The sequence below is a fragment of the Ferrimonas sp. SCSIO 43195 genome (genome assembly GCF_023716685.1).
In the GTDB taxonomy this organism is placed as follows: domain Bacteria; phylum Pseudomonadota; class Gammaproteobacteria; order Enterobacterales; family Shewanellaceae; genus Ferrimonas; species Ferrimonas kyonanensis.
The window spans coordinates 2,390,755-2,413,150 of record NZ_CP072679.1; the positions used below are offsets into that span (position 1 = coordinate 2,390,755).

Here is a 22,396-nt window from a genome sequence, read left to right on the forward strand (position 1 = left end):
GGTGCATTCCGATGGTCACACAAGGATTTATGGCGTTCAACCACGGAATATCTCATTTATCGGCATTGCTGGCGGGCACTTTAATGGCAGGATTTTTAGATGGTCAATCAGTCTTTGTAATTTACTGATATATTAAGGTTTAATTTTTTACCTTAATAGTTATTAGATTTTCTTTTTTCAAAATTAAGCCGCACATAATTTAGTGCGGCTTGATTTAATTATTCACTCACTCGCCGTGGCAGAATCGCGGCAGTGAGTCAGATTACCCTTAAACCTGGAATTGGCCCAACAGTTGATCCTGTTGACGGGCGTCGTGCAATTGCCGATTGGACGCCTGCTCCTGAGACTCGGCGAGCTCGGAGATCTGGTTGGACAAATCTTTAATATTCAATGTACTACGGTTAATGTCTTCCGCCACTAGGCTCTGCTCTTCCGCCGCGGAGGCAATCTGCAGGTTCATGTCGGTGATGCGCTTGATGGCGTCGCGAATTCGGCTCAGGGCGTCATTGGACTGGGTAGAGGTCTGCACCGTGGCCTGGGCTACCTGCTTACTCTGCTCCATCACCTCCACCGCCGAGGTCGCCCCCTCCTGCAACTGATCGATCATGGTTCTAATCTCGGAGGTGGATTGCTGGGTGCGACTGGCCAGGGTGCGAACTTCGTCGGCCACCACCGCAAAACCCCGGCCCTGCTCGCCGGCCCGGGCCGCTTCGATGGCGGCATTGAGCGCCAACAGGTTGGTTTGATCGGCTATGCCGTTGATGACCGCCAGTATCGACTCGATGTTGGCGGTGGCTTCGGACACCTGGCCGACCACCTGCACCGCCTGTTCAATCTGCTCTGACAGGTTATCGATGGCGTTGGCGGTATCGGCCACGGTGTCGACGCCCTGCACTACGGACTGGTCGGCGTCCTGAACGGCGGCAGCGGCCTCCTGGGCGTGATTGGCCACTTCCATGGAGGTGGATGCCATCTCATTCATCGCCGTGGCCAACTGCTCCAACTCCCGCAACTGAGTGTCGATGGCGGTCTTGCTCTGACGGGCCTCGTCGGCGTTTTCGGTGGCGGTGTCGGTCAAGCCGTTGGCCAGGGTTTTGACTTCGGAGATCAACCGGCACAGTTTTTCGCTGAAACCGTTGAAATAGCCGGCAACGTCGGCGAACTCCGGTTCCGAATCGGTGGCCAGACGCTGGGTCAGGTCGCCTTCACCGGTGGCGATCTCGGCCATGGCGTCGTTCAGGCGGTCCAGGGGTTTCATCAACAGGTTCATCAGCATGGTCAGGGCGACCACCGCGACGACCAGCGCCATCAACGAATACAGGATGGCATCGGATTTTACCTTGGTTTCTGCGGCCTCAATCACTTCGGCGTCCAGATCCACGCCCAGGGTCCAGCCCAGCGTCGGCATATCGATGAATCTCAGCAGGTGAGTCTTGCCGTCGATGTCGACGCTCTGCTCGGTTTGTGAGAAATCGATTTGTCGGCCAAAGCGTTCGCTGGCGGCGGTGCCGTTGAGGCTCTCATCCGGATGGGAGATAAACACTTTCTCTCGGTTGAGCAGAAACAGGTAACCGGCATCGAACAGGTTAATGTTGTTAATGGCTGCGCTGAGCTTAGACAGGCTCAAATCCAGAAACATCACCCCGGAAAAGCGTCCCTGTTGCTGCATCGGCACGGTGATGGACACCAGGGTCTCGTTGGTCATGGTGTCCTGGTAGGGCTGGGTAAACGTCAGGCGGTTATTGGCCTTGGTTTCCCGGTACCAAGGGCGTTTTCGGGCGTCATAATCCGCCGGTACCACCCAGTTGGGGTCGTTATCCAGTAGGCTGCCATCGCGCTCAAAACCGATGCCGGCCAACAGAAAGCCGTCTTTAATTGCGGCCTTGGTGAATATTCGATTGATGGATGCCTCGCTGGGGTCGTCTTCGATCAAGCTCATCATATAGCGAGCCGTTTCCCCTTTTAGTACCATCTCTTTTTCAATGGCACTGGCGACATTTCGGCACAGTTCATCGACACTATTGGCAGTCAGCGAGTTGATGGTATTTTTAACCGTTATATATTGTTGTAAGGACAGCGTGGACAATGCCAACATCATGATCACGCAGGATGCCAGCACTATCTTAGTTTTAAATTTCATGAATGTTTGGCCTCATGAATAATAAAGGAAAGCCTCCCGCCACAGTCAATGGCGATTGCTAATAGGGTCTCAGCATTTCCCCGCTTCCACAGTGATAGTTATCACAGATGATTTTTGACAGTTCGATTAAGTTGTTGAAAATGCGAAGTTAAATTTTGAAGTTCACAATTTGCAAATTGCGGTTGGCGCAAGTTACGACTTGGCTCAAGCACAGGCGGTTAAAGAGGGTGCGATGGTTCAAAAGTGAAGCGTTAGGTTAACATCGACTTATTTTAAAAAAACCAATAGTTAATTACCGACGAAGTTTAATATTATCGATGTCATTCTGTTTTAAATAAATATATTTAATGGATTGCTTACACTAGCGCCTATAAATGATGGAACGCCGATACCGGAGTTTATCATTCATGGTTGATGCGAATGCGCTAGAAACGGTGCAATAAAGCCGCTATGATGGATTTAGAATGTTTGACTTGCTACAAGGAAAGTAACATGAAAGCAATCTTTATATTAGCCGGACTATTGGTATCGATAAACTCTGCCTATGCCGACAGTTTTGGCCGATATTTAGTGCAAAGTGATTTTCGTTACTTTGAACACTCCATGCAATGCACCAATCTGAGTGAAGATCAGTTTTACACCATCTACGACGACTGCCTGATGCAGGTCGACCCGGATGGAGGCCACACCTCCGCCGCCCAGGCTGAAAAGATGATCGCATCGCTGCAGTCCTGCCTGATTGAAAACGGCATCAGCCGTCAGAGTCAACAGGCCTGCATCGCCCTGAGCCGTGACCAACAACAACATGCCCGCAGCGCCAGCATGGATACCCTGCAGGCGTTTGCCCAAACTCGTGGCACCGATGCGATTACCTTGCCGTTGCCACCCAATGCCAAATTGGTGAATCACATGTTTCCAGAGGACATGGGCGGCAATCTCGGCGCCGTGCCCTTGACGCTGTCGGCGGCGGTTTTCACCACCTCGATGACCATTAATGATGTGGCCGAATACTACCGGGTGCAGGTGGGCAACTTCTATGAATATCGCCATGACAATGGCGACGTTAGCTTCATCCAGGGCGTGGGAGACGAGGTGAGCGATCCGGCGACCCTGCTGAAAGCACAGTTGACCCGGCCCAATGTTCAGATCCTTCAGGCCATCGACCCCCTCAGCGGCGAACCCCTCAGCGGTGCCCAGGTGATGCTGTTCTACCAACGCCTGTAGCCAGTGGCTATTCCAGCAACGATACCGCCTGGCGCATCACCTCTTCACCGCGCATGTCGTATTGACGGGTGGTGTCGATGCTGGCGTGGCCCATCAGTTTTTGCACCGTGTGCAGATCGACGCCATTGCACAGCAGCTGTGTGGCGAAAGTGCGGCGGCCGTCGTGGGGGCTGAAGCTGGCCACCCTGGCCTGGCGGTTTCGAGCGTCGATGATCACCTTTACCGCCTGGGGCGTCATTCGCCGCGCCAGCAGATTCCCCAGCTTGGTTATCGGTTGAAACAACGGTCCTTGGTCCTCGCCTCTGAGGGTGTCGATGTATTCGGTCAGTGCCGTCAGTGTGGGTTGATTCAGGTACAACAGCCGCTCTTTGTTGCCTTTACCGATGACGCGAATCGTAGCTTGGTGGCGATCCAGGTGGGCCAGATCTATGCCCACCAGCTCGGCGCGGCGCACACCGGTACCAAACAGCAGGCTCAACAGGGCCAGATCCCGGCACCCTTTCGGACCGCAGTCGTGGCGACATTGCCGCAGTAAACTCTGAATCTCCGACTTGGTCACCTCCCGCCCCTTGTTCACCCGGCTGCCTCGCAAACGACGAATCGATTGAATCTGGCTGTAGTGGCGATGTTCGTACAGCCCCATCTCGTACGCCCGCCGGGCGACCCCTTTGATCAATGCCAGGTACAGATTGACGGTATTGGGACTGCGCCCCTGGGCCGTGGGCCGACGCATCAACGCGCCTCGACGCAGTTGGTCAAGCAGATACAGCACCTGCGGCTTGCCGATGGCCGCCCAGTCTATCTGCCGGTAATGGTCCAGATTCAACAGCCGGGCGATCACATTCAGGTAGCTGATCATCTTCTGCCGCGACAGATCCGAGCCCAGCTCCTGCAGATAGATCAGCGCCGGAGAAAATGCGGCGCAATCAGAGTCGTTGTTGGCTGCTAGCAACTGGGTCGGGGCTAGCGGGGTTAATTCAGTCAATCTGGGGGTCTCGTGGTCTGGGATCGCTGGCGGATCATACCGGATCGCCATTAGTAATGAAAATAACTGTTTTCGAAACCAACGTTTATAAAACACCTCAATCAAGGACACAGGTAGCAATGAGAAAGGCAGATGGCGGCGCGAATGTGGGTGGGTCGGGGCAAAAGTTGCCGGCCGCTGTTACCCCGGCCGACAGGTGCAGGCTCGATCAGTGATCGGCCAACCAGTTGAAGTCGACGCGCTGCTCGGTACCGTCGGCATCGGTGAACTGAAGTTGCAGTTGCCACACCATGTAGCCGGAGGCGCAGCTGCCGTACATCAGTTCGCCCTGACCGTCGGCATCAAAGTTAACCGGAATTCGGCCCATGAACATATCCCGTCCTTCCACCAGTGCGGAATTAAGGCTCCAGCCTTCCGGTGCCGCCAGGGATAATGCCAATGGTTGTTCACTGGGAGCATTGGCCGGAGTCATGGTTAACGACAAAGTTTCACCGGAAATAGCAAACTGGCATGGGCCAGTTTCAAACTGGCATAAGCTGGGATCGGTCACCTGTTCGTTATTATCCGAACAGCCCGTCAGGATCAACAATCCACTGACGAGTGCGCCTACAGTTCGAAACATCATTCAATACCGCCTTGAATTAACAGGATTTTATTAACAATAATTACACATCGTTTCTTGATCAGGATCAAATTAACAGCGGGTGTTTGTGCTAGGTTTTTTGACCGACCTCAAGTATCATGAGCTTGCCTTGATGCATATCACGCTAGAAGTGGTCAAATGTTATTCGTTTGCGAAAATTTGCATCGAAATGTGCGTTACTCCAACTTCATCCGTGGAAGTTAACATGCAATTGCAGTGGAAGCTAAAAATATGAACCTGACTAATGCCAGCACTGATTACAACTATACAGTTGTCCGTCAGTTCGCTGTAGTAACCGTCATTTGGGGGATCGTTGGAATGCTGGTTGGCGTGTTTATCGCCGCGCAGCTGATCTGGCCAGCTCTCAATTTTGATACCCCCTGGCTGACTTACAGCCGCCTTCGCCCGTTACACACCAACGCGGTAATTTTCGCCTTTGGCACCAGCGCTCTTTTCGCCACCTCGTACTACGTGGTGCAGCGTACCTGTCAAGCTCGGCTGTTCGCGCCCAAGCTCGCATCCTTCACCTTCTGGGGTTGGCAAGCGATCATCCTGGCCGCAGCCATCACCTTGCCTCTGGGCTACACCACCTCTAAGGAATACGCGGAGTTAGAATGGCCGATTGATATCGCCATCGCCGTCGTATGGGTGTCCTATGCCATTGTGTTCTTTGGCACAATCATGAAGCGTAAGGTTCAGCACATCTATGTGGCCAACTGGTTCTTCGGCGCCTTTATCATCACCGTGGCGGTGTTGCACATCGTTAACTCACTGGCGGTGCCGGTGGTGGATGTGGAGTCTGGCCTGTGGACCATGAAATCCTATTCGGTGTACGCCGGAGCCGTGGATGCCATGGTGCAGTGGTGGTACGGGCACAACGCCGTTGGCTTCCTGCTGACCGCCGGTTTCCTGGGCATGATGTACTATTTCGTGCCTAAGCAAGCGGGTCGTCCGGTTTACTCCTACCGCCTTTCCATCGTTCACTTCTGGGCGTTGATTGCGCTGTACATCTGGGCTGGCCCACACCACCTGCACTACACCGCCCTGCCCGACTGGACTCAGTCTCTGGGTATGGTGATGTCCCTGATTCTGTTCGCCCCCTCCTGGGGTGGCATGATCAACGGCATCATGACCCTGTCCGGTGCCTGGCATAAACTGCGTACCGATCCGGTACTGCGATTCCTGGTGGTGTCCCTGTCCTTCTACGGTATGTCGACCTTTGAAGGTCCGATGATGTCCATTAAGACCGTTAACGCCCTGTCGCATTACACCGACTGGACCGTCGGCCACGTACACTCCGGTGCACTGGGCTGGGTTGCCATGGTATCCATCGGTTCGCTTTACCACCTGATCCCGAACCTGTTCGCCCAGGGCCGCATGTACTCCATCAAACTGGTGAACGTACACTTCTGGCTGGCAACCATCGGCACCGTGTTGTACATCGTGTCCATGTGGATCAGTGGCGTTATGCAAGGTCTGATGTGGCGCGCGGTGAATGCCGACGGCACCCTGACCTACAGCTTCGTTGAGTCTCTTGAGGCCTCGTACCCGTTCTATTTCGTTCGCTTCATTGGTGGCGTGTTCTTCGTTACCGGTATGTTGCTGATGGCGTACAACGTGTACCGCACCATCAAGGCGCCTGATGGCTCACTGCAGGGCGAGGCAGAACTTCAGCCTCAGTCTGCTTAAGGAGAAGCGCAATGAAATTCAAGCACGAAATAATTGAAAAGAACATCGGCCTGTTGGCGATCTTCACCATCATTGCCATCAGTTTTGGTGGTCTGGTACAGATCACGCCGTTGCTTTTCCAGAACGAAACCACCACGCCGGTGAAGGGCCTGACCCCTTACACCGCGCTGCAGATGGAAGGCCGTGACGTGTACATCCGTGAAGGGTGCAACAACTGTCACAGTCAGATGATCCGTCCGTTCCGCAGTGAAACCGAGCGCTACGGTCACTACTCGGTCGCCGGTGAGCACGTGTGGGAACACCCGTTCCTGTGGGGGTCTAAGCGTACTGGTCCGGATCTGGCCCGGGTTGGCGGTCGCTACTCCGACGACTGGCATCGCGTCCACCTGCGTGATCCACGCATCGTGGTACCCGAGTCCAACATGCCCGGTTTCCCCTGGCTGGACGAGAATACCCTGGACGGTGAGTCGACTCTGAAAAAACTACAGATCTTCCGCGACAACTTCGGCGTACCTTATGGTAGCGACGAGGAACTGCAGAAGGACGTTGAGTCCATTAAGGGTAAAACCGAAATGGACGCCTTGGTTGCTTACCTGCAATCTCTGGGCACAGCTCTGAAATAAGGAGGCTTTGATGGACTACGGAACGTTTCAAGGCATTGTTACCCTCGTTTTATTGCTGATTTTTTTGGCCATCATCGGTTGGGCGTACAGCGCCAAGCGCAAGCCCGCGTTCGATGAGGCGGCCAACCTCGTCTTTGATGACGAGAACACGCCTAAGGGATCTAAGGAGTAATCTAAGATGACCAGCTTTTGGAGTACATTTATTACCGTTATCACCCTCGGGGTGATCTTCGGTTGCCTTGCCATCCTCATCTGGTGCATTAAGGACAAGATGGGCGTGGAGGAAGGCGAAGGGATGGGTCACACCTTCGACGGCATTGAGGAGGTCAATAACCCTCTGCCGAAGTGGTGGTCCTACATGTTCGTGTTTACCATCGTGTTTGGCCTGGGTTACCTGGCCGCGTATCCGGGTCTGGGTAACTGGAAGGGCTTTTTAGGTTGGACCTCGTCCAACCAAAGCGTGCTGTCATTGGAAGACTCCAAAGTGGCCGCGGACACCGCCCGCACCAGCCTCAACCAGGGTTACGTGCAGTACGACCGGGAAGTGGTTCAGGCCGATGCGCAGTATGGCCCGATCTTTAAGGGCTTTGCCGAGCAGCCAATCGAAGCATTGGCCAGCAACGACGACGCCCTCAAGATTGGCCAGCGTCTGTTCCTGCAAAACTGTTCTCAGTGTCACGGCTCCGATGCCAAGGGTGGCCCCGGCTTCCCGAATCTGACCGACGGCGCCTGGTTGTGGGGTGGCGATCCGGCCACCATCAAGCTGACCATCATGAACGGTCGTCGCGGCATGATGATGCCTAAGGGTGGCTTGCCGGTCACAGACGAAGAGATTCCGGCCATTGCCGAGTACGTGTATGGACTCAACGGTCGCAAACACGACGCCGAACTGGCCGCTAAGGGTCAAGCCGGCTTCATGAAGGGCTGTTTCGCCTGTCACGGTATGGACGGCACCGGCAATCCGATGCTGGGTGCGCCTAACCTGACCGACAACAATTGGCTCTACGGTGGCAGCCGTAAGGTGATTGAAGACACCATCCGTAACGGTCGTACCGGTGTGATGCCTGCTTGGAAAGACGTGTTGGGTGAGGATAAGGTTCACCTTATTACCGCTTACGTCTATAGCCTGAGCCAGGGCTAACCCCTACCCAGCCCCGTCTTTTGGCGGGGCTTTTTTTCCCCTGTTAAGACTCCGATTCGGCCTCGTGACGCCGCTTGCGCTGACCACGGATGTCATCACCAACGATTGGTTTCCCAGCCTGGAAATGCGTAAAATGGGGGCCAGTCCATTGGAAGGTAAAGTAGATGAAAGCAACTCCTTGGTACAAGCAGTTCTGGCCATGGTTTTTGATCCTGTTACCGGGATCCGTTGTGATAGCGGCCTTGATGACCATCAAGGTTGCGGTAGACAATCCGGTTGCCCTGGTGGCTGAGGATTACTACAAAAAAGGAAAAGGGATTAACCAGGATCTTTCCCGCATCACTCAAGCCCGCAATCTGGGGGTGGTGTTTGAACTGACCCAGCAGGATTCCAACCTGTACCTGATTCAACATGGCGGCCCCAGTGACGGCGCGGCCATCGAAGTGGAATTCCACCACACCACCCTGCCCCAGCACGATCGCATCATGATGCTGACCCAGGACGCCAGTGGCCGTTACCCGGTGCCGGCGCAGGAACTGGTCAACGGCAACTGGCAAGTGATGATTGATGCCTTTGACCAAAGCTGGCGCCTGCAACAGCGCATCGCCCTGCCGGTAGAGCAGTCGGTCTGGTTTCGATAACGGGAGTCTGCGTGGATAAAGGGTGTTTCCACTGTGGGCAGCAGGTTCCGCTGTCCACCGATTACAGCGTTACCATCGATGAACAGTCTCATCCCATGTGCTGCCCGGGCTGCGCAGCCGTCGCCCAAACCATCTGCGATGCCGGCCTGGGCGATTATTACCGCTATCGCACCGAAACCGGCAGTAAGCAAAACCTGGACGCCATCATGGCCCAGCTCGATGCCTACGATCTGGATGAGGTACAACGGGACTTTGTCGCCAGTGACGGCAAACTCAACTCGGTGGTGTTGTCGGTAGAAGGAATCAGTTGCGCCGCCTGTGCCTGGTTGATCGAACGGCACCTGAGAAAATGCGACGGCATCGCCCGCATTACCGTCAATACCACCACCCTGCGAGCCACCGTCAGTTGGGATCCGGCCAAGATCAAGCTGTCGGAAATTCTCAACCAGATGGCACTGGTGGGGTATCCCTCGACGCCGTTCCAGCCGGACAGCAAAGAGCAGACCTACGCCAAAAGCTCGCAGCAATTTCTGTTTCGCCTTGGGCTGGCCGGCATGGCCACCATGCAGGTGATGATGCTGGCCGTGGCCCTGTACATGGGTTACTTCACCGACCTGGATGAGGTGTACCGGGACTACTTCCGCTGGGTGTCGCTGCTGTTTGCCACTCCGGTTGCCCTGTATTCGGCCCAGCCGTTCTACTTCAGTGCCCTGCGCTCGTTAATGTCGCTCAGGGTCAATATGGACGTGCCGGTGTCCATCGCCATTCTCGGGGCCTTCAGCGCCAGTTGCGTCGCCACCTTCAAGGGCACCGGCGAGGTATACTTCGAATCGGTGTCGATGTTCACCTTTTTCCTACTGTTGGGGCGATTTTTGGAACAGCGGGCCCGACGCAAAGCGGCCGAGTCCAGCTCCAATCTGCATCGGTTGGTGCCATTGACCGCCGAGTTATGCCATGCCGGCGGTCACTCTCAGGTCGCTGCCAAGACCCTGAAAATTGGCGACCGCTGCCTGGTACGACCGGGAGAGCCGATTCCTGCAGACGCCAAGGTAGTCTCCGGACAGACCTCGGTGAATGAATCCATGCTCACCGGTGAACAACAACCGGTGAAAAAGACTCAAGGCGACCCGGTTTACGGTGGCAGCGTCAACTTCGATCAGAGCATTGAGGTGGAGGTGGTCCAGGTCGGCAGCAACCAACTGCTGCACACCATCGTTCGGCTGCAGGAACAGGCTGCCGAAGAAAAGCCAGACATAGCCCGCCTGGCCGACACCGTTGCTCGCTACTTCGTCCCGGCGGTGCTGATCATCGCCGCGTTGACCTACCTGGTGTGGCAGTTTATCGATCCTGACCAGGCATTCTGGATCACCCTGTCGGTGCTGGTCGCCACCTGTCCCTGTGCCCTGTCACTGGCCACCCCGGCAGCGTTGACCTGCGGCGGCAACGCGCTGCGTCACCATGGCCTGTTAACCCGCAGTTCCCGGGTGCTGGAAGCCTTGCCAAAAGTGGACACGCTGTTGTTCGATAAAACCGGCACGCTGACGTTCGGCCACTGGCAATTGGATGACCACCGCTGTGTTACCGGCAGAGAATCCGACCTCGACCCCCTGGTGATCGCCGCGGCCTTGGAACGGCGCAGCAGCCATCCGCTGGCATCGGTGTTTAAACCCTATGAGCGTGACGCCGTCAGCGCCAAGGACGTTGAACACGTTGCCGGCAGTGGCATCACCGGCCGAATCAACGGGGTTCGCTATCGCATTGGTCATGGTGAATTCGCCGGCCCCGGTGTCAGCGACAATAAGATCTGGCTGGCCGATGAACAGGGCCCGTTGGCCTGGTTCTCTCTGGCCGACCGCCTGAGACCGGACGCGGTGGCAACCATCGCCACGCTTAAGTCCATGGGCCTGCGCTGCGAGATGCTGTCCGGAGACCCCAGCCCCAATGCCGAGGTCGTCGCCCGCGAGCTGGACCTGGACCACTGCACCCACGGGGTAACGCCAGAGCAGAAACACCGCTACCTGAAACAAAAGCAGGCTCAAGGCCAACGGGTAGCGATGTTTGGCGATGGCGTCAACGACGCGCCGGTATTGGCCGGTGCCGACATCTCCATCGCCATGGGGGCCGGTACCGAACTGGCCAAGAGCAGCGCCGATCTGGTGCTTCTCGGCGACAGCCTGGCGCCCATTATCGATGGCATTGCGATTTCGAAAAAGACCGTTCGTGTCATCCGTCAAAATTTGCTGTGGGCACTGGGGTACAATCTGTCCATCATGCCTCTGGCCGTCATCGGCTGGGTTCCCCCCTACGTGGCCGCCATCGGCATGTCAGCAAGCTCCCTCATCGTGGTGGGCAACAGTGTGAGACTATTGAAATTATGAGCATCATCTTTACCCTGATCCCGGTCGCCATCCTGTTTGTGATCATCGCCGTGGTGATCTTCTTCTGGGCGGTAAAGTCAGACCAATTCGAAGATCTGGATCGTCAGGCCTCCAACATTCTGTTTGACGAAGACCGCAAAGACCGCCATGAATGAGCTCGATTTCTGGGCGGCAGTCACCATAGGACTGCTGGGGTCGGCCCATTGTGCGGGGATGTGTGGCGGCATCATGGCGGCGCTGTCCCACGGCCTACCCAGCCATCAGCAAGCCAATCTGGGCAAACGCTTTGCCCTGCTCGGCGCCTACAACGGCGGGCGCATCATCAGCTATGTGATGGCCGGAGCGATTCTGGCCTCGCTGGCCACCGGCATGAGCAGTCTGTTTCATGTCGATCACTGGCTGGCGGGGTTGCGGTTGTTGGCCGGGGTGTTGTTGATCATGATGGGGCTGTACCTGGCGAACCTCAACCGGGGGTTGCTGTGGGTTGAAAAGCTGGGCAAGCCGGTGTGGAACCGGTTGGCGCCTCTGGCCCGGCGGCAGTTGCCGATCACCCACCCCTCTAAGGCTGTTTTTGCTGGTTTGTTATGGGGTTGGCTGCCCTGTGGCCTGGTGTACTCCACTTTGATCTGGGCCCTGTCACTGGGCAGCATCAGAAACACCATGGTGGCGATGCTGGCCTTTGGCCTGGGTACCCTGCCCAGCATGTTCCTGGTGGGGGCCGCGGCAGACGCCTTTAAAAAACTCCTTGTGCATAAGGGGTTTAAACTTATCAGTTCAGTATTGCTAATCGCCTACGGAGTTCACACTCTTTTTATTGCTCTAGGTCAAATTTTGTAGCTAAAAAGGCCTGAGTTGGTTTACCATACCCTAGGAAGAAGCCAATCAGGTGTACAGAACCTTGGATAACAATCGAGCAAAACGGACGGCGTTCGGTGGATGTGCCATCCACTGTCATGATTGCAGCATGTCGGAACTCTGCATTCCTTTCACTCTTAATGCCAATGAGTTGGATAAACTCGACGCCATTATTGAGCGGAAAAAGCCGATACAAAAAGGTGAAATCCTCATTCAATCCGGTGAACCACTGAAAAGTTTGTTCGCCATTCGCTCCGGCACAATCAAATCCTATACCATCACCGAAAACGGCGACGAGCAGATCACCGGCTTTCATCTGGCTGGCGATGTTATCGGATTTGATGGCATCCATTCGGAACAACATCAGAGTTTCGCCCAGGCACTGGAAACCGCCATGGTCTGTGAGATCCCCTATGAGACTCTGGATCAACTCAGCGGCGTTATGCCCAGGCTGCGACAGCAGATCATGCGCCTGATGAGCAATGAGATCATGGGTGACCAGGAGATGATTCTGTTGCTGTCCAAGAAGAACGCCGAAGAGCGATTGGCGGCCTTCATCAGCAACCTGGCCAAACGCTTCGGCAATCGCGGTTTCTCCAGCCGGGAGTTCCGCCTGACTATGACCCGTGGCGACATCGGCAACTACCTCGGCTTGACCGTAGAGACCATCAGTCGGTTGTTGGGGCGGTTCCAAAAGTCAGGGTTGATTGAAGTGAAGGGCAAGTACATCACCATTGTCGATCTCGAGCGACTCTCTGATCTGGCAGGCAATGCCAGAATCGCCCGCTAAGCTCCTGTTTAAGCGCCCACCTTTCGGTGGGCGTTGTCGTTAATTTCTCCCCTCCCCCTGCATCTCCATTAGCGAAAGCGTCAATTTTGTTCTAGAACAAAGGGTGGTTATTCCCATTTGGCGGCAGTGCCCCGGGCCTGTCCGGAGGAGAACGCTATGAGCAGTGAGCGACTTCTGGTCGTTATAGACCCCTCTAGAGAACAACAACCCGCCGTGGACCGCGCCGCCCACTTGGCGCGAAAGACTGGCGCGCCGATGACCCTGTTTCTGACCATATTCAACTTCTCCTACGAAAAACGGGCTCTGCTGTCCGAGGAGGAGCGGGAGTTGTTGCGGGCGGCGCTATTGGAGAAGCACGAAGGCCACCTGAAGCGATTGGTGGCCCCGCTGCAGCAAGAGGGGTTGATTGTCGACTATGAGATCGACTGGAACGTGCGGGTTTTTGAAAGCATCATTCGCTATGTGCTCGACCATGACGTTTCCTACATCGTCAAGAGTACCCAGGCCCACGATACTCTCAAGTCGGTGATCTTCACGCCCACCGACTGGCACCTTATCCGCAAAGCACCTGTCCCGGTACTATTGGTTAAAGAGCACGACTGGCCACCCAAAGGGGTGATCATCGCCGCAGTGGATGTGGACTCACGAGACCCGCTGCATCAGGAACTCAATACCCGCATCGTCAATACCGCTAAAAATCTGGCCGCGCTTATCGATGGGGTGGTCCACCTGGTCAATGGCTATCCAGGCTTGCCGGAAAACATGTTTATCGAGCAGCCGTCGCTGGATTCCTCCCGCTTCAATAAGTCGGTGCACCAACACCATAAGGAGCACGTGGAGGCCCTGGGGGCCAAGTTCGACATCAGTCCGGAATGCTGCCACGTTAAAGAGGGATTGCCGGAGGATGTGATCTCCGGCCAGGCAAAACTGCTGGACGCGGAGTTGGTGATTATCGGCACCATCGGTGAGCAGGGAATCACCGCCACCCTGCTGGGCACCACCGCCGAGCAGGTCATCGACAACCTGCAATGCGACCTGCTGGCGTTAAAGCCGGACCAGTTCCGGTCGCCACTAGCCTGATCGACATGTGAAACGGGGCCATCCTAGACGGCGGTCGACGACCAGGCCGCCTTCTTGGATAGCTGACTTAATAACTCTTTGAATTTCAGCTACAAGTGGTACTCTAATTATTGACCACCCCAGTTCAGCTGAAAGGCGTCTCCCTTCAGTGAAACGGATTTTCGGCGTCTGCCCGTGGCAGGCACCCATCAAGGGTTCGCCGCTGCACAGGACCGCAACGGCGCTATTTTTGATCTAAACAAAGGAATGTTCCTCACCCCCGTGCCACGATGACGGTGAGGGAGTTCAGTTAGGAGAGTATTATGAGCAGCGACAAACTTCTTGTGGTAATCGATCCCAGCCGCGATGAGCAACCGGCCCTGGCTCGAGCCGCACATCTGGCGCGCTGCGCCGGTACCCGTTTGACCCTGTTTCTCAGTATTTTTGACTTCTCTTATGAGATGACCTCCATGTTGTCCCAGGAAGAGCGGGATGCGATGCGTAACGGCGTCGTGTTGCAGCGGCAAAAATGGCTGGAACAGTTGGCAGAGCCTCTCAAAGCCGAGGGGATTGATGTGGACTTTGAAGTGGTCTGGCACAACCGGCCGTTTGAAAGCATCATCAACCACGTCCTCAACAACGACGTTGCCTACATCATCAAGAGTACCCACGCCCACGACAAACTGAAATCGGTGATCTTCACGCCCACCGACTGGCACCTGCTGCGTAAGGCACCGGTGCCGGTATTGCTGGTCAAAGAGAACGACTGGCCGGCGAAAGGCAACATTCTGGCCGCCGTCAATGTGGCTGCCGATGATGAAGACCACAAGGAGCTCAATGAGCGCATCGTCAGCAAGGCGGTCACCCTGGCCGGCATCATCGATGCTCAGGTGCACCTGGTCAACGGCTACCCGGGGACGCCGGTGAACATTGCCATCGAACTGCCCGACTTCGATGCCCACGCTTACAATCAGTCCATCAAACAGCATCATCAGGCCCGGATTGCCGAGCTGGCTGCCAAGTACGACATCGATGACAGCCACTGCCATGTGCTCGAGGGGCTGCCGGAAGATGTGATTCCCGACCTGGCCCGGGAGCTGAATGCCGAATTGGTGATGCTGGGCACCGTAGGCCGCAGCGGTTTGTCTGCCGCGCTGATCGGCAATACCGCCGAACACGTGATTGACAGCCTGGAGTGCGATCTGGTGGCCTTCAAACCGGCCAATTTTGTTTGCCCCCTGGCCGACTGAGCCGGTTGTTCACCTCAACCGCTGGGTAATCCGTTCAAACCCGGTAACGACGCGGCCTCGGCCGCGTTTTTTTGTGCCCGGGTCTTTACCACGTTTACCGATGCTGGAATAATGCCAGCCCCATTTGTGGCATTTCGAGGTATTGAGTGGAACTGAGTCAGAAACAGAAAACCCGTCTGAATAAATTGCAGAAGCGTCTGCGACGCGAAGTGGGCTCTGCAATTGAAGATTACAAGATGATCGAAGACGGCGATGTTGTCATGGTGTGTTTGTCCGGAGGCAAGGACAGCTACACCATGCTGGACATTCTGTTGAATCTGCAGCACCGAGCGCCAGTGGATTTTAAACTGGTGGCGGTCAACCTGGACCAAAAGCAACCAGGGTTCCCCGAAGAGATCCTTCCTGCTTACCTCGATAGCCTGGGTGTGGCTTACCATATCCTGGAGAAGGACACCTATTCCATCGTTAAAGATAAGATTCCGGAAGGTAAAACCACCTGCTCCCTGTGCTCTCGCCTGCGCCGCGGCACCCTGTATGGGTTTGCGCAACGTATTGGGGCCACTAAGATTGCCCTGGGTCACCACCGCGATGACATGGTGGAAACCCTGTTCCTGAATATGTTCTTTGGCGGTAAGCTCAAGTCGATGCCGCCAAAACTGCGCTCCGACGATGGCGCCAACGTGGTGATTCGGCCACTGGCTTACGCTCGAGAGAAGGACATCGCCGAATACGCCAGCATGAAAGCGTTTCCGATCATTCCCTGTAACCTGTGCGGCTCTCAGGAGAACCTCAAGCGCAAGCAGGTTAAAGAGATGCTCAATCTGTGGGACAAACAATTCCCCGGCCGGATTGAGACCATCTTTACCGCCATGCAGAACGTGGCCCCGTCGCAACTGGTCGACCGGCAGCTCTTTGATTTTCAAAGTCTGAGCGCCGATCCAAACGCCAAGCCCAGCGGTGAAGTGGCCGAAGCGGATCTGCCGGCGTTCGATTTCTTTGACAGTGCCAACAGCGGCCACATCGATCTCGATGAAGCCAGCCGCATCGATGTGGTCAACGTGTATCAGCCCTGATCACGGCCGAGAACACACCAAGGGCGCCTCAAGGCGCCCTTTTTTAATGTGCTGCTGGTGCCGTTAGACCGGATTATCGGTGTCAACAAAGCTGATCTGAAGATTAAACTCGTTCGCCAGGTGGCTGCCCAGTGCCTGAATGCCGCCTCGCTCGGTCGCATGGTGCCCGGCAGCAAAGTAATCGATGCCTTGCTCGGTAGCGCTGTAATAGGTTCGCTCAGAGACCTCGCCGGACAGGTACCCATCCAGGCCACGGGCCGCGGCCAGGTCGATGTAATCCTGAGCGCCGCCGCTGCAAATACCCAGGCTGCTGATGAGCCGATCGTGGCCCTTGATGTGCAGCGGCGCTCGCCCCAGAACGGCTTCGATGCGCTTGGCCAACTCCTGGCCACTGACGGGCGGGTCCAATTGAGCACAGACCGCCACCGAGTGCTCATTACCCGCTTCCATGGGGCCGGTGATGGTCAGGCCCAGGGCTTTAGCCAACTGGGCGTTATTACCCAGGGTCGGGTGAATATCCAATGGCAAGTGGTAGCCCACCAGGTTGATGTCGTTCACCAACAGTGCCCGCAGGCGCTTGTGTTTCATGCCGGTGATCTCCGGTGCCTCCCCCTTCCAGAAATAGCCATGGTGCACCAGTACCATGTCGGCGTTTAGCGCCACCGCCCGGTCAATGACCGACTGACTGGCGGTCACCGCCGTCACGATGTGCTGAATCTCCTCGCGCCCTTCGACCTGCAGGCCGTTGGGGGCGTAATCTTTCACGTTCCAGGGTTGGAGTAAGCCTTCCAGGTGGGCCAGCAGTTGAGTGCGTTTCATGGGATCTCTCGTTGAGTGTACGGCAGGCATACAGTGTAACCGGACTGAAAGGGATTGCCACTGTTTAGGCGCTGTGGAATTAGAATTGAGCCCGGTTGCAGAATAAGTGAAATTGAGCTCGATCCTTTAGTTTTAAAGGCATCAGCCGCTCTTTTAACCAACTTAGGTAATAACCCGTTTCGCTCTCAGTTTTGATGCGTTTTTACTGCAAAAATTAGACAAATAGCTGCAGAATCGGTATAAAGACTAGCTTTAATACCGGCCCGAGTCGGCTTAATGACAAAGGTTTAATAATACATGTCCAAATTAAACAAGGAAGAGGTACTGCAGCAATTTAACGATGCGTACCTTAAGAAACATGGCAAAGCCGCTACCATCGAGCAGAAAGGCAGCTGGTTCAAAGTTGATGGTGGCAAGTCACTGCGACTGGGCGACCTGGCTGATCTGGCTCAGGAACTGAGCTCCGGCGCGGCAGAAGCTGAAGTGGCAGCGCCTGCAGAGAAAGCGCCAGCCAAGAAGACTGTGGCTAAGAAAGCCGCACCAAAAGCCAAACCCCAGGCGGTTAAAAGTGGCAACGGCGGTTTGTCTCCCAAGCAACTTTGGGCACAAAAGCTGGCTTCAAATAAGGGCAATGCCCTGCCCCGCGGCCAACGCTAAAATAGCGATTTGGTAAATAAAAAGGCCAGCTTATGCTGGCCTTTTTATTTGGCGGCGTATGACGATTTTCTGCCGCCAATAAAAAAGGGACCCTAGGGTCCCTTTTTCCTGACAGGTAAGCAGTGCTTACTTAGCCAGAGCCTCTTTCGCTTTTTCGACCAGGGCAGTAAATACTACCTTGTCGAATACTGCGATATCGGCCAGGATCTTACGATCGATCTCAACAGACGCCTTCTTCAGACCGTTAATGAAACGGCTGTAAGACATGCCGTTCTGACGAGCAGCAGCGTTGATACGGGCGATCCACAGCTGACGGAACTGACGCTTTTTCTGGCGACGGTCACGGTAAGCGTATTGACCAGCCTTGGTAACAGCTTGAACTGCTACGCGATAGACACGACTGCGGGCACCGTAGTAGCCTTTAGCCTGCTTGAGTACTTTCTTGTGACGAGCACGAGCGGTAACACCGCGTTTTACACGAGCCATTTTTTAACTCTCCTTCCCAATTAAGCGTACGGCAGCATGGTTTTGATCTGAGCAACGTCAGACTTAGCAACCATCTGTTTGGAGCGCAAATGACGCTTACGCTTAGTAGACTTCTTGGTCAGGATGTGACGCAGGTGTGACTGCTTGCGCTTGAAACCGCCGGAGGCAGTTTTCTTAAAACGCTTAGCGGCACCCTTATTGGATTTCAGCTTAGGCATTTGAAACTCCGCATTGTTAATAAAAAAATAGAACTGCAAGGCGAACAAAATCAGCCCGGTCAGCGACCGAGCTGATTTAATTACTTGGAAGCCTTACTGTTTCTTCTTTGGTGCGAGGACCATCACCGCTTGGCGACCTTCCACTTTAGGGAAAGCCTCGACCACTGCAATCTCTGCCAAATCGTCTTTAATACGATTCAACAGTTTGATGCCGAGATCCTGGTGGGCCATTTCGCGACCACGGAAACGCAGCGTAACTTTCGCTTTGTCTCCATCTTCCAAGAAGCGAGTCAGGTTGCGTAGTTTTACCTGATAATCGCCATCATCGGTTCCAGGACGGAATTTAACTTCCTTAACCTGAATCCGCTTGGTCTTTTTACGCTGTTCCTTTTGGTTTTTAGCCTGTTCGTAAAGGAACTTACCGTAGTCCATAATCCGGCAAACCGGTGGCTCCGCATTTGGACTGATCTCTACCAGATCCAAACCGGCTTCTTGAGCAAGTTCCGCGGCCTCACGACCTGAAACGATACCTGCTTGCTCACCATCAACACCAATCAGACGAACTTCACGAGCGCGAATTTCACCATTGATTCGAGTTTGGTCCTTGGCCGGACCTTGCTTCTTTCCGCCTTTTATAGCTTATTCCTCCAGCAATTGCAGACTACGGTCACTGACTTCATCTGTGATGCGGGCAATCAAGTCATCGACTTTAAATTTACCCAAGTCAGCGCCATCGCGTGTACGCACTGCCACTTCGCCGTTTTCGACTTCTTTGTCACCAACGACCAATAAATAAGGCGTGCGCTTTAAAGTATGTTCGCGAATTTTAAAGCCAATCTTCTCGTTTCTCAAGTCCGCTTTCACTCTAATTCCAGCATTTTTGAGAGCTTCTGCGACTTTTTGAACATATTCTGATTGTTTGTCAGTAATGTTCATGACGACGGCTTGTGTCGGAGCCAGCCAAGTCGGGAATCGACCGGCGTACTCTTCAATCAAAATTCCGATAAAACGTTCCAGAGAGCCCAGAATGGCGCGGTGAATCATCACCGGCGTTTTACGGCTGTTATCTTCAGCAACGTAGCTGGCACCCAAACGCTCAGGAAGAGCGAAGTCTAACTGAATGGTGCCGCACTGCCAAGCTCTATCCAGACAATCGTGCAAAGTAAATTCAATCTTTGGACCATAGAACGCCCCTTCGCCCGGCTGCAGCTCGTAGGCGATGTCATTGGCTTTCAGAGCATCCATCAGGCCTTGTTCGGCCCGATCCCACATCTCGTCGGTTCCTACCCGCTGTTCCGGGCGGGTCGACAGCTTAACGGCGATGCTGGCAAAACCAAAGGTTTCGTAGGTGTCGTACACCATGCGGATGCAATCGGTCACCTCAGCTTGCACCTGTTCTTCGGTACAGAAGATGTGAGCGTCATCCTGGGTAAATCCACGAACCCGCATCAGGCCGTGCAGCGCGCCAGATGGCTCGTTGCGGTGGCAGCAACCAAATTCGGCCATTCGCAGCGGCAGGTCGCGATAGGATTTCAGACCCTGGTTGAAGATCTGCACGTGACCGGGGCAGTTCATCGGTTTGATGGCGTATTCGCGCTTCTCAGACTCGGTGGTGAACATGTTGTCGGCGTACTTGTCCCAGTGGCCGGACTTCTCCCACAGCACCCGGTCCATCATCAGCGGGCCTTTGACCTCCTGATAGGTGAACTCGGACAGTTTGCTACGGACAAACTTTTCCAGTTCCAGGTAGACGTTCCAGCCATCGTTGTGCCAGAACACCATGCCCGGCGCTTCTTCCTGCCAGTGGAACAGATCCAGCGCCTTACCGATTTTACGGTGGTCGCGCTTGGCGGCTTCTTCCAGGCGGTTCAGGTGCGCTTTAAGCTGCTTCTTATCGGCCCAGGCGGTACCGTAGATGCGTTGCAGCATCTTGTTGTCGGAGTTACCGCGCCAGTAGGCACCGGCAACATTCATCAGCTTAAAGTGGTGACAGTGCTTCATGTTCGGCACGTGAGGGCCGCGGCACATGTCGATGTACTCTTCGTGATGGTAGAGCCCTGGCTTGTCATCGCGGCTGACGTTTTCATCGAGAATCTCGATTTTGTAGGTCTCGCCGCGCGCTTCAAAGGTATCGCGCGCTTCCTGCCAGCTGACTTTCTTCTTAATGACGTCGTAGTTGGTCTTGGCCAGAGTCTGCATCCGCTTTTCCAGCGCATCCAGATCTTCCTGGGTCAACTTCTGCTCCAGATCGATGTCGTAGTAAAAGCCATTGTCGATGGTCGGACCGATGGCCATCTTGGCTTCGGGCCACATCTGCTTAATGGCGTGACCCAGCAGGTGAGCACAGGAGTGACGAATGATTTCCAGACCATCTTCATCCTTGGCGGTGATGATGGACAGCTCGCTGTCTTCGGTCATCACTTCACAGGCATCGACACGCTCGCCATTGATGCGACCGGCCACACAGGCTTTCGCCAGGCCAGGACCAATGTCCAGGGCCACATCCATGACAGAAACAGGGTTGTCGAATTGACGTTGACTACCGTCAGGCAGGGTAATTACAGGCATAGGACTCTCCACAGTGGTGATCCACACAAAAGATCACATGTTTGAATAGTAAAATAAGGCGGCAATTCCGTGAGTTATCCGATGCGTCTGGTATCTACCTTACGGGGTAAACAGAGCAGCGCAGTGCAACCCAGGGTGCCGGCGAAAGCGTAGTATAGGAATCTGAAGGTGGGTTTACAAACCCTTTAGCTTGCCAAACCTTGATTTACCGGCAGTTTCGTCCTCCGCCAGTGCGAAAGTACGCCACAAAGCGTCGATTGTGCGGTGGAGGTGGCGGCTATGGCTTACACTTGCGAAAGGAGCCACAGACGGGAGTACGGCCATGCGAACCGATGCCTTCTACAAAAGCATTCAGTGTCCGCACTGCGGATCTCAGACCTCGGTGTCGGTGGACGCCAGTGGTGGCGATCAGGAGTATTACGAAGATTGTCAGGCCTGCTGCAATGCCATCCACTTGCAGTTGTGGATCGACGAGCAAAAACAGTCACTAAAGCTGTTCGTCGACGGTGACGACGAACAGCTGTATTAACTCGGTTCAGCTCAGGCCGCGCTGGGACAGCACCCGCTCAACGGTGTCGACGATCGCCTGTGTCTGGCTGTCGATTTCAATATTGAGTTCATCGCCGACTCGGCGCTCACCCAGGGTAGTCACCGCCAGGGTCTCGGGAATCAGGTGAATGTCAAAGCCATCCTCTTTGGTGTTGCCGACCGTCAGGCTGCAGCCATCGATGGCGACAAAGCCTTTATGCAGAATGTACTTCATCCAGCTCGAATCCACTGCCAGGCTGAAGGTGCAGTTGGTGTCGGTCTTGTCGATGGCGGTGATGCGGGCCAGGGTGTGAACGTGACCGGACACCACATGGCCGCCGACCTCCTTTCCGAATACCAGGGAACGCTCGATATTGACGTGGTCGCCGGCGCCGAGATCCTTAAGATTGGTGACCCTAAGTGTCTCTTCCATTACATCAAAAAAGACTTTATCATCATCCAGTTCAGTAACGGTCAAACACACACCGTTGTGGGCCACGCTGGCGCCCACCACCAATTCCTTTCTGAAGGCCTCAGGTATCTGTACTGCAAAAGTACGTAGTCTATCCTTCTCAGTAATGGCCGCTACTCGCGCTTTGGTCTGAACAATTCCAGTAAACATATAACTC

The 22,396-nt window shown here is 54.9% G+C and carries 24 protein-coding genes; 15 read left to right on the forward strand and 9 right to left on the reverse strand.

The window, feature by feature from the left end; all coding sequences use genetic code 11:
* Positions 1 to 268: 268 nt before the first annotated feature.
* On the reverse strand, positions 269 to 2,140 hold the full coding sequence (locus J8Z22_RS11290; RefSeq protein WP_252010427.1) for a methyl-accepting chemotaxis protein: 1,872 nt from the start codon (positions 2,138 to 2,140) through the stop codon (positions 269 to 271).
* Positions 2,141 to 2,743: 603 nt separating this feature from the next.
* On the opposite strand from J8Z22_RS11290, the gene J8Z22_RS11295 reads away from it, so the two are divergent.
* Positions 2,744 to 3,364, forward strand: a complete 621-nt coding sequence (locus tag J8Z22_RS11295) for a hypothetical protein (protein WP_252010428.1) — start codon at positions 2,744 to 2,746, stop codon at positions 3,362 to 3,364.
* Positions 3,365 to 3,371: 7 nt separating this feature from the next.
* Here J8Z22_RS11295 and J8Z22_RS11300 read toward each other — a convergent pair whose 3' ends face one another.
* Both J8Z22_RS11300 and J8Z22_RS11305 read right to left on the reverse strand, forming a co-directional pair.
* Complete coding sequence (locus J8Z22_RS11300) at positions 3,372 to 4,349, reverse strand: tyrosine-type recombinase/integrase (RefSeq protein ID WP_252010429.1); 978 nt, start codon at positions 4,347 to 4,349, stop codon at positions 3,372 to 3,374.
* Positions 4,350 to 4,557: 208 nt separating this feature from the next.
* Positions 4,558 to 4,974, reverse strand: a complete 417-nt coding sequence (locus J8Z22_RS11305; RefSeq protein ID WP_252010430.1) for a hypothetical protein — start codon at positions 4,972 to 4,974, stop codon at positions 4,558 to 4,560.
* Positions 4,975 to 5,223: 249 nt separating this feature from the next.
* Between J8Z22_RS11305 and ccoN the strand changes: the two genes are divergently transcribed.
* The 12 genes from ccoN to ttcA all read left to right on the forward strand — a co-directional run bounded on the left by ccoN (position 5,224) and on the right by ttcA (position 16,491).
* A complete protein-coding gene (ccoN, locus tag J8Z22_RS11310) occupies positions 5,224 to 6,681 on the forward strand; it encodes a cytochrome-c oxidase, cbb3-type subunit I (protein ID WP_028112934.1) in 1,458 nt (485 codons plus the stop codon).
* Positions 6,682 to 6,692: 11 nt separating this feature from the next.
* A complete protein-coding gene (gene ccoO / locus J8Z22_RS11315) occupies positions 6,693 to 7,304 on the forward strand; it encodes a cytochrome-c oxidase, cbb3-type subunit II (protein WP_028112933.1) in 612 nt (203 codons plus the stop codon).
* Positions 7,305 to 7,314: 10 nt separating this feature from the next.
* Positions 7,315 to 7,476 carry a CcoQ/FixQ family Cbb3-type cytochrome c oxidase assembly chaperone gene (locus tag J8Z22_RS11320; protein WP_028112932.1) on the forward strand — a complete coding sequence of 54 codons (162 nt, stop codon included), beginning with the start codon at positions 7,315 to 7,317 and terminating at the stop codon, positions 7,474 to 7,476.
* A 6-nt stretch (positions 7,477 to 7,482) separates the two neighbouring features.
* Positions 7,483 to 8,445: a cytochrome-c oxidase, cbb3-type subunit III gene (gene ccoP / locus J8Z22_RS11325; protein WP_028112931.1), complete on the forward strand. Its 963-nt coding sequence runs from the start codon at positions 7,483 to 7,485 to the stop codon at positions 8,443 to 8,445.
* 164 nt (positions 8,446 to 8,609) lie between these two features.
* Positions 8,610 to 9,086, forward strand: a complete 477-nt coding sequence (locus J8Z22_RS11330; RefSeq protein ID WP_028112930.1) for a FixH family protein — start codon at positions 8,610 to 8,612, stop codon at positions 9,084 to 9,086.
* Positions 9,087 to 9,097: 11 nt separating this feature from the next.
* Positions 9,098 to 11,464, forward strand: coding sequence for a heavy metal translocating P-type ATPase (locus J8Z22_RS11335; RefSeq protein WP_252006458.1), 2,367 nt, complete (start codon positions 9,098 to 9,100; stop codon positions 11,462 to 11,464).
* Positions 11,461 to 11,619 (forward strand): cbb3-type cytochrome oxidase assembly protein CcoS, encoded by a 159-nt coding sequence (gene ccoS, locus J8Z22_RS11340; protein ID WP_028112928.1) that lies wholly within the window; start codon positions 11,461 to 11,463, stop codon positions 11,617 to 11,619. The genes J8Z22_RS11335 and ccoS overlap by 4 nt, the downstream gene beginning before the upstream one ends.
* Complete coding sequence (locus J8Z22_RS11345; protein ID WP_252006460.1) at positions 11,612 to 12,301, forward strand: sulfite exporter TauE/SafE family protein; 690 nt, start codon at positions 11,612 to 11,614, stop codon at positions 12,299 to 12,301. The genes ccoS and J8Z22_RS11345 overlap by 8 nt, the downstream gene beginning before the upstream one ends.
* 61 nt (positions 12,302 to 12,362) lie before the next feature.
* Positions 12,363 to 13,109 carry an electron transport transcriptional regulator EtrA gene (gene etrA, locus J8Z22_RS11350; RefSeq protein ID WP_176819262.1) on the forward strand — a complete coding sequence of 249 codons (747 nt, stop codon included), beginning with the start codon at positions 12,363 to 12,365 and terminating at the stop codon, positions 13,107 to 13,109.
* 156 nt (positions 13,110 to 13,265) lie between these two features.
* The gene (gene uspE / locus J8Z22_RS11355) at positions 13,266 to 14,189 is read left to right on the forward strand and encodes a universal stress protein UspE (RefSeq protein WP_252006463.1); all 924 of its coding nucleotides are present in this window, start codon (positions 13,266 to 13,268) and stop codon (positions 14,187 to 14,189) included.
* Positions 14,190 to 14,488: 299 nt separating this feature from the next.
* Positions 14,489 to 15,418: a universal stress protein UspE gene (gene uspE, locus J8Z22_RS11360; RefSeq protein WP_028112924.1), complete on the forward strand. Its 930-nt coding sequence runs from the start codon at positions 14,489 to 14,491 to the stop codon at positions 15,416 to 15,418.
* A 146-nt stretch (positions 15,419 to 15,564) separates the two neighbouring features.
* A complete protein-coding gene (gene ttcA, locus J8Z22_RS11365) occupies positions 15,565 to 16,491 on the forward strand; it encodes a tRNA 2-thiocytidine(32) synthetase TtcA (protein ID WP_252006464.1) in 927 nt (308 codons plus the stop codon).
* 63 nt (positions 16,492 to 16,554) lie between these two features.
* On the opposite strand, the gene J8Z22_RS11370 is transcribed toward ttcA, so the two are convergent.
* Entirely contained in the window at positions 16,555 to 17,310 is a 756-nt protein-coding gene (locus tag J8Z22_RS11370) for a Nif3-like dinuclear metal center hexameric protein (RefSeq protein WP_252006466.1), read from the reverse strand.
* Between the two features lie 297 nt (positions 17,311 to 17,607).
* Between J8Z22_RS11370 and J8Z22_RS11375 the strand changes: the two genes are divergently transcribed.
* Entirely contained in the window at positions 17,608 to 17,967 is a 360-nt protein-coding gene (locus tag J8Z22_RS11375) for a hypothetical protein (protein WP_028112921.1), read from the forward strand.
* A gap of 126 nt (positions 17,968 to 18,093) precedes the next feature.
* On the opposite strand, the gene rplT is transcribed toward J8Z22_RS11375, so the two are convergent.
* From rplT to thrS, 4 genes are all read right to left on the reverse strand, one after another.
* Positions 18,094 to 18,453, reverse strand: coding sequence for a 50S ribosomal protein L20 (rplT, locus tag J8Z22_RS11380; protein ID WP_028108504.1), 360 nt, complete (start codon positions 18,451 to 18,453; stop codon positions 18,094 to 18,096).
* Between the two features lie 20 nt (positions 18,454 to 18,473).
* Complete coding sequence (rpmI, locus tag J8Z22_RS11385; protein WP_028112920.1) at positions 18,474 to 18,671, reverse strand: 50S ribosomal protein L35; 198 nt, start codon at positions 18,669 to 18,671, stop codon at positions 18,474 to 18,476.
* A 93-nt stretch (positions 18,672 to 18,764) separates the two neighbouring features.
* The gene (gene infC, locus J8Z22_RS11390) at positions 18,765 to 19,307 is read right to left on the reverse strand and encodes a translation initiation factor IF-3 (protein ID WP_084144414.1); all 543 of its coding nucleotides are present in this window, start codon (positions 19,305 to 19,307) and stop codon (positions 18,765 to 18,767) included.
* Positions 19,308 to 19,310: 3 nt separating this feature from the next.
* Positions 19,311 to 21,239, reverse strand: coding sequence for a threonine--tRNA ligase (gene thrS / locus J8Z22_RS11395; protein ID WP_252006469.1), 1,929 nt, complete (start codon positions 21,237 to 21,239; stop codon positions 19,311 to 19,313).
* Positions 21,240 to 21,561: 322 nt separating this feature from the next.
* Between thrS and J8Z22_RS11400 the strand changes: the two genes are divergently transcribed.
* Positions 21,562 to 21,768, forward strand: coding sequence for a CPXCG motif-containing cysteine-rich protein (locus tag J8Z22_RS11400; protein WP_028112917.1), 207 nt, complete (start codon positions 21,562 to 21,564; stop codon positions 21,766 to 21,768).
* A gap of 6 nt (positions 21,769 to 21,774) precedes the next feature.
* Here the strand turns inward: J8Z22_RS11400 and J8Z22_RS11405 are convergent, their stop codons facing one another.
* A complete protein-coding gene (locus tag J8Z22_RS11405; RefSeq protein WP_028112916.1) occupies positions 21,775 to 22,389 on the reverse strand; it encodes a riboflavin synthase in 615 nt (204 codons plus the stop codon).
* Positions 22,390 to 22,396: the final 7 nt, after the last annotated feature.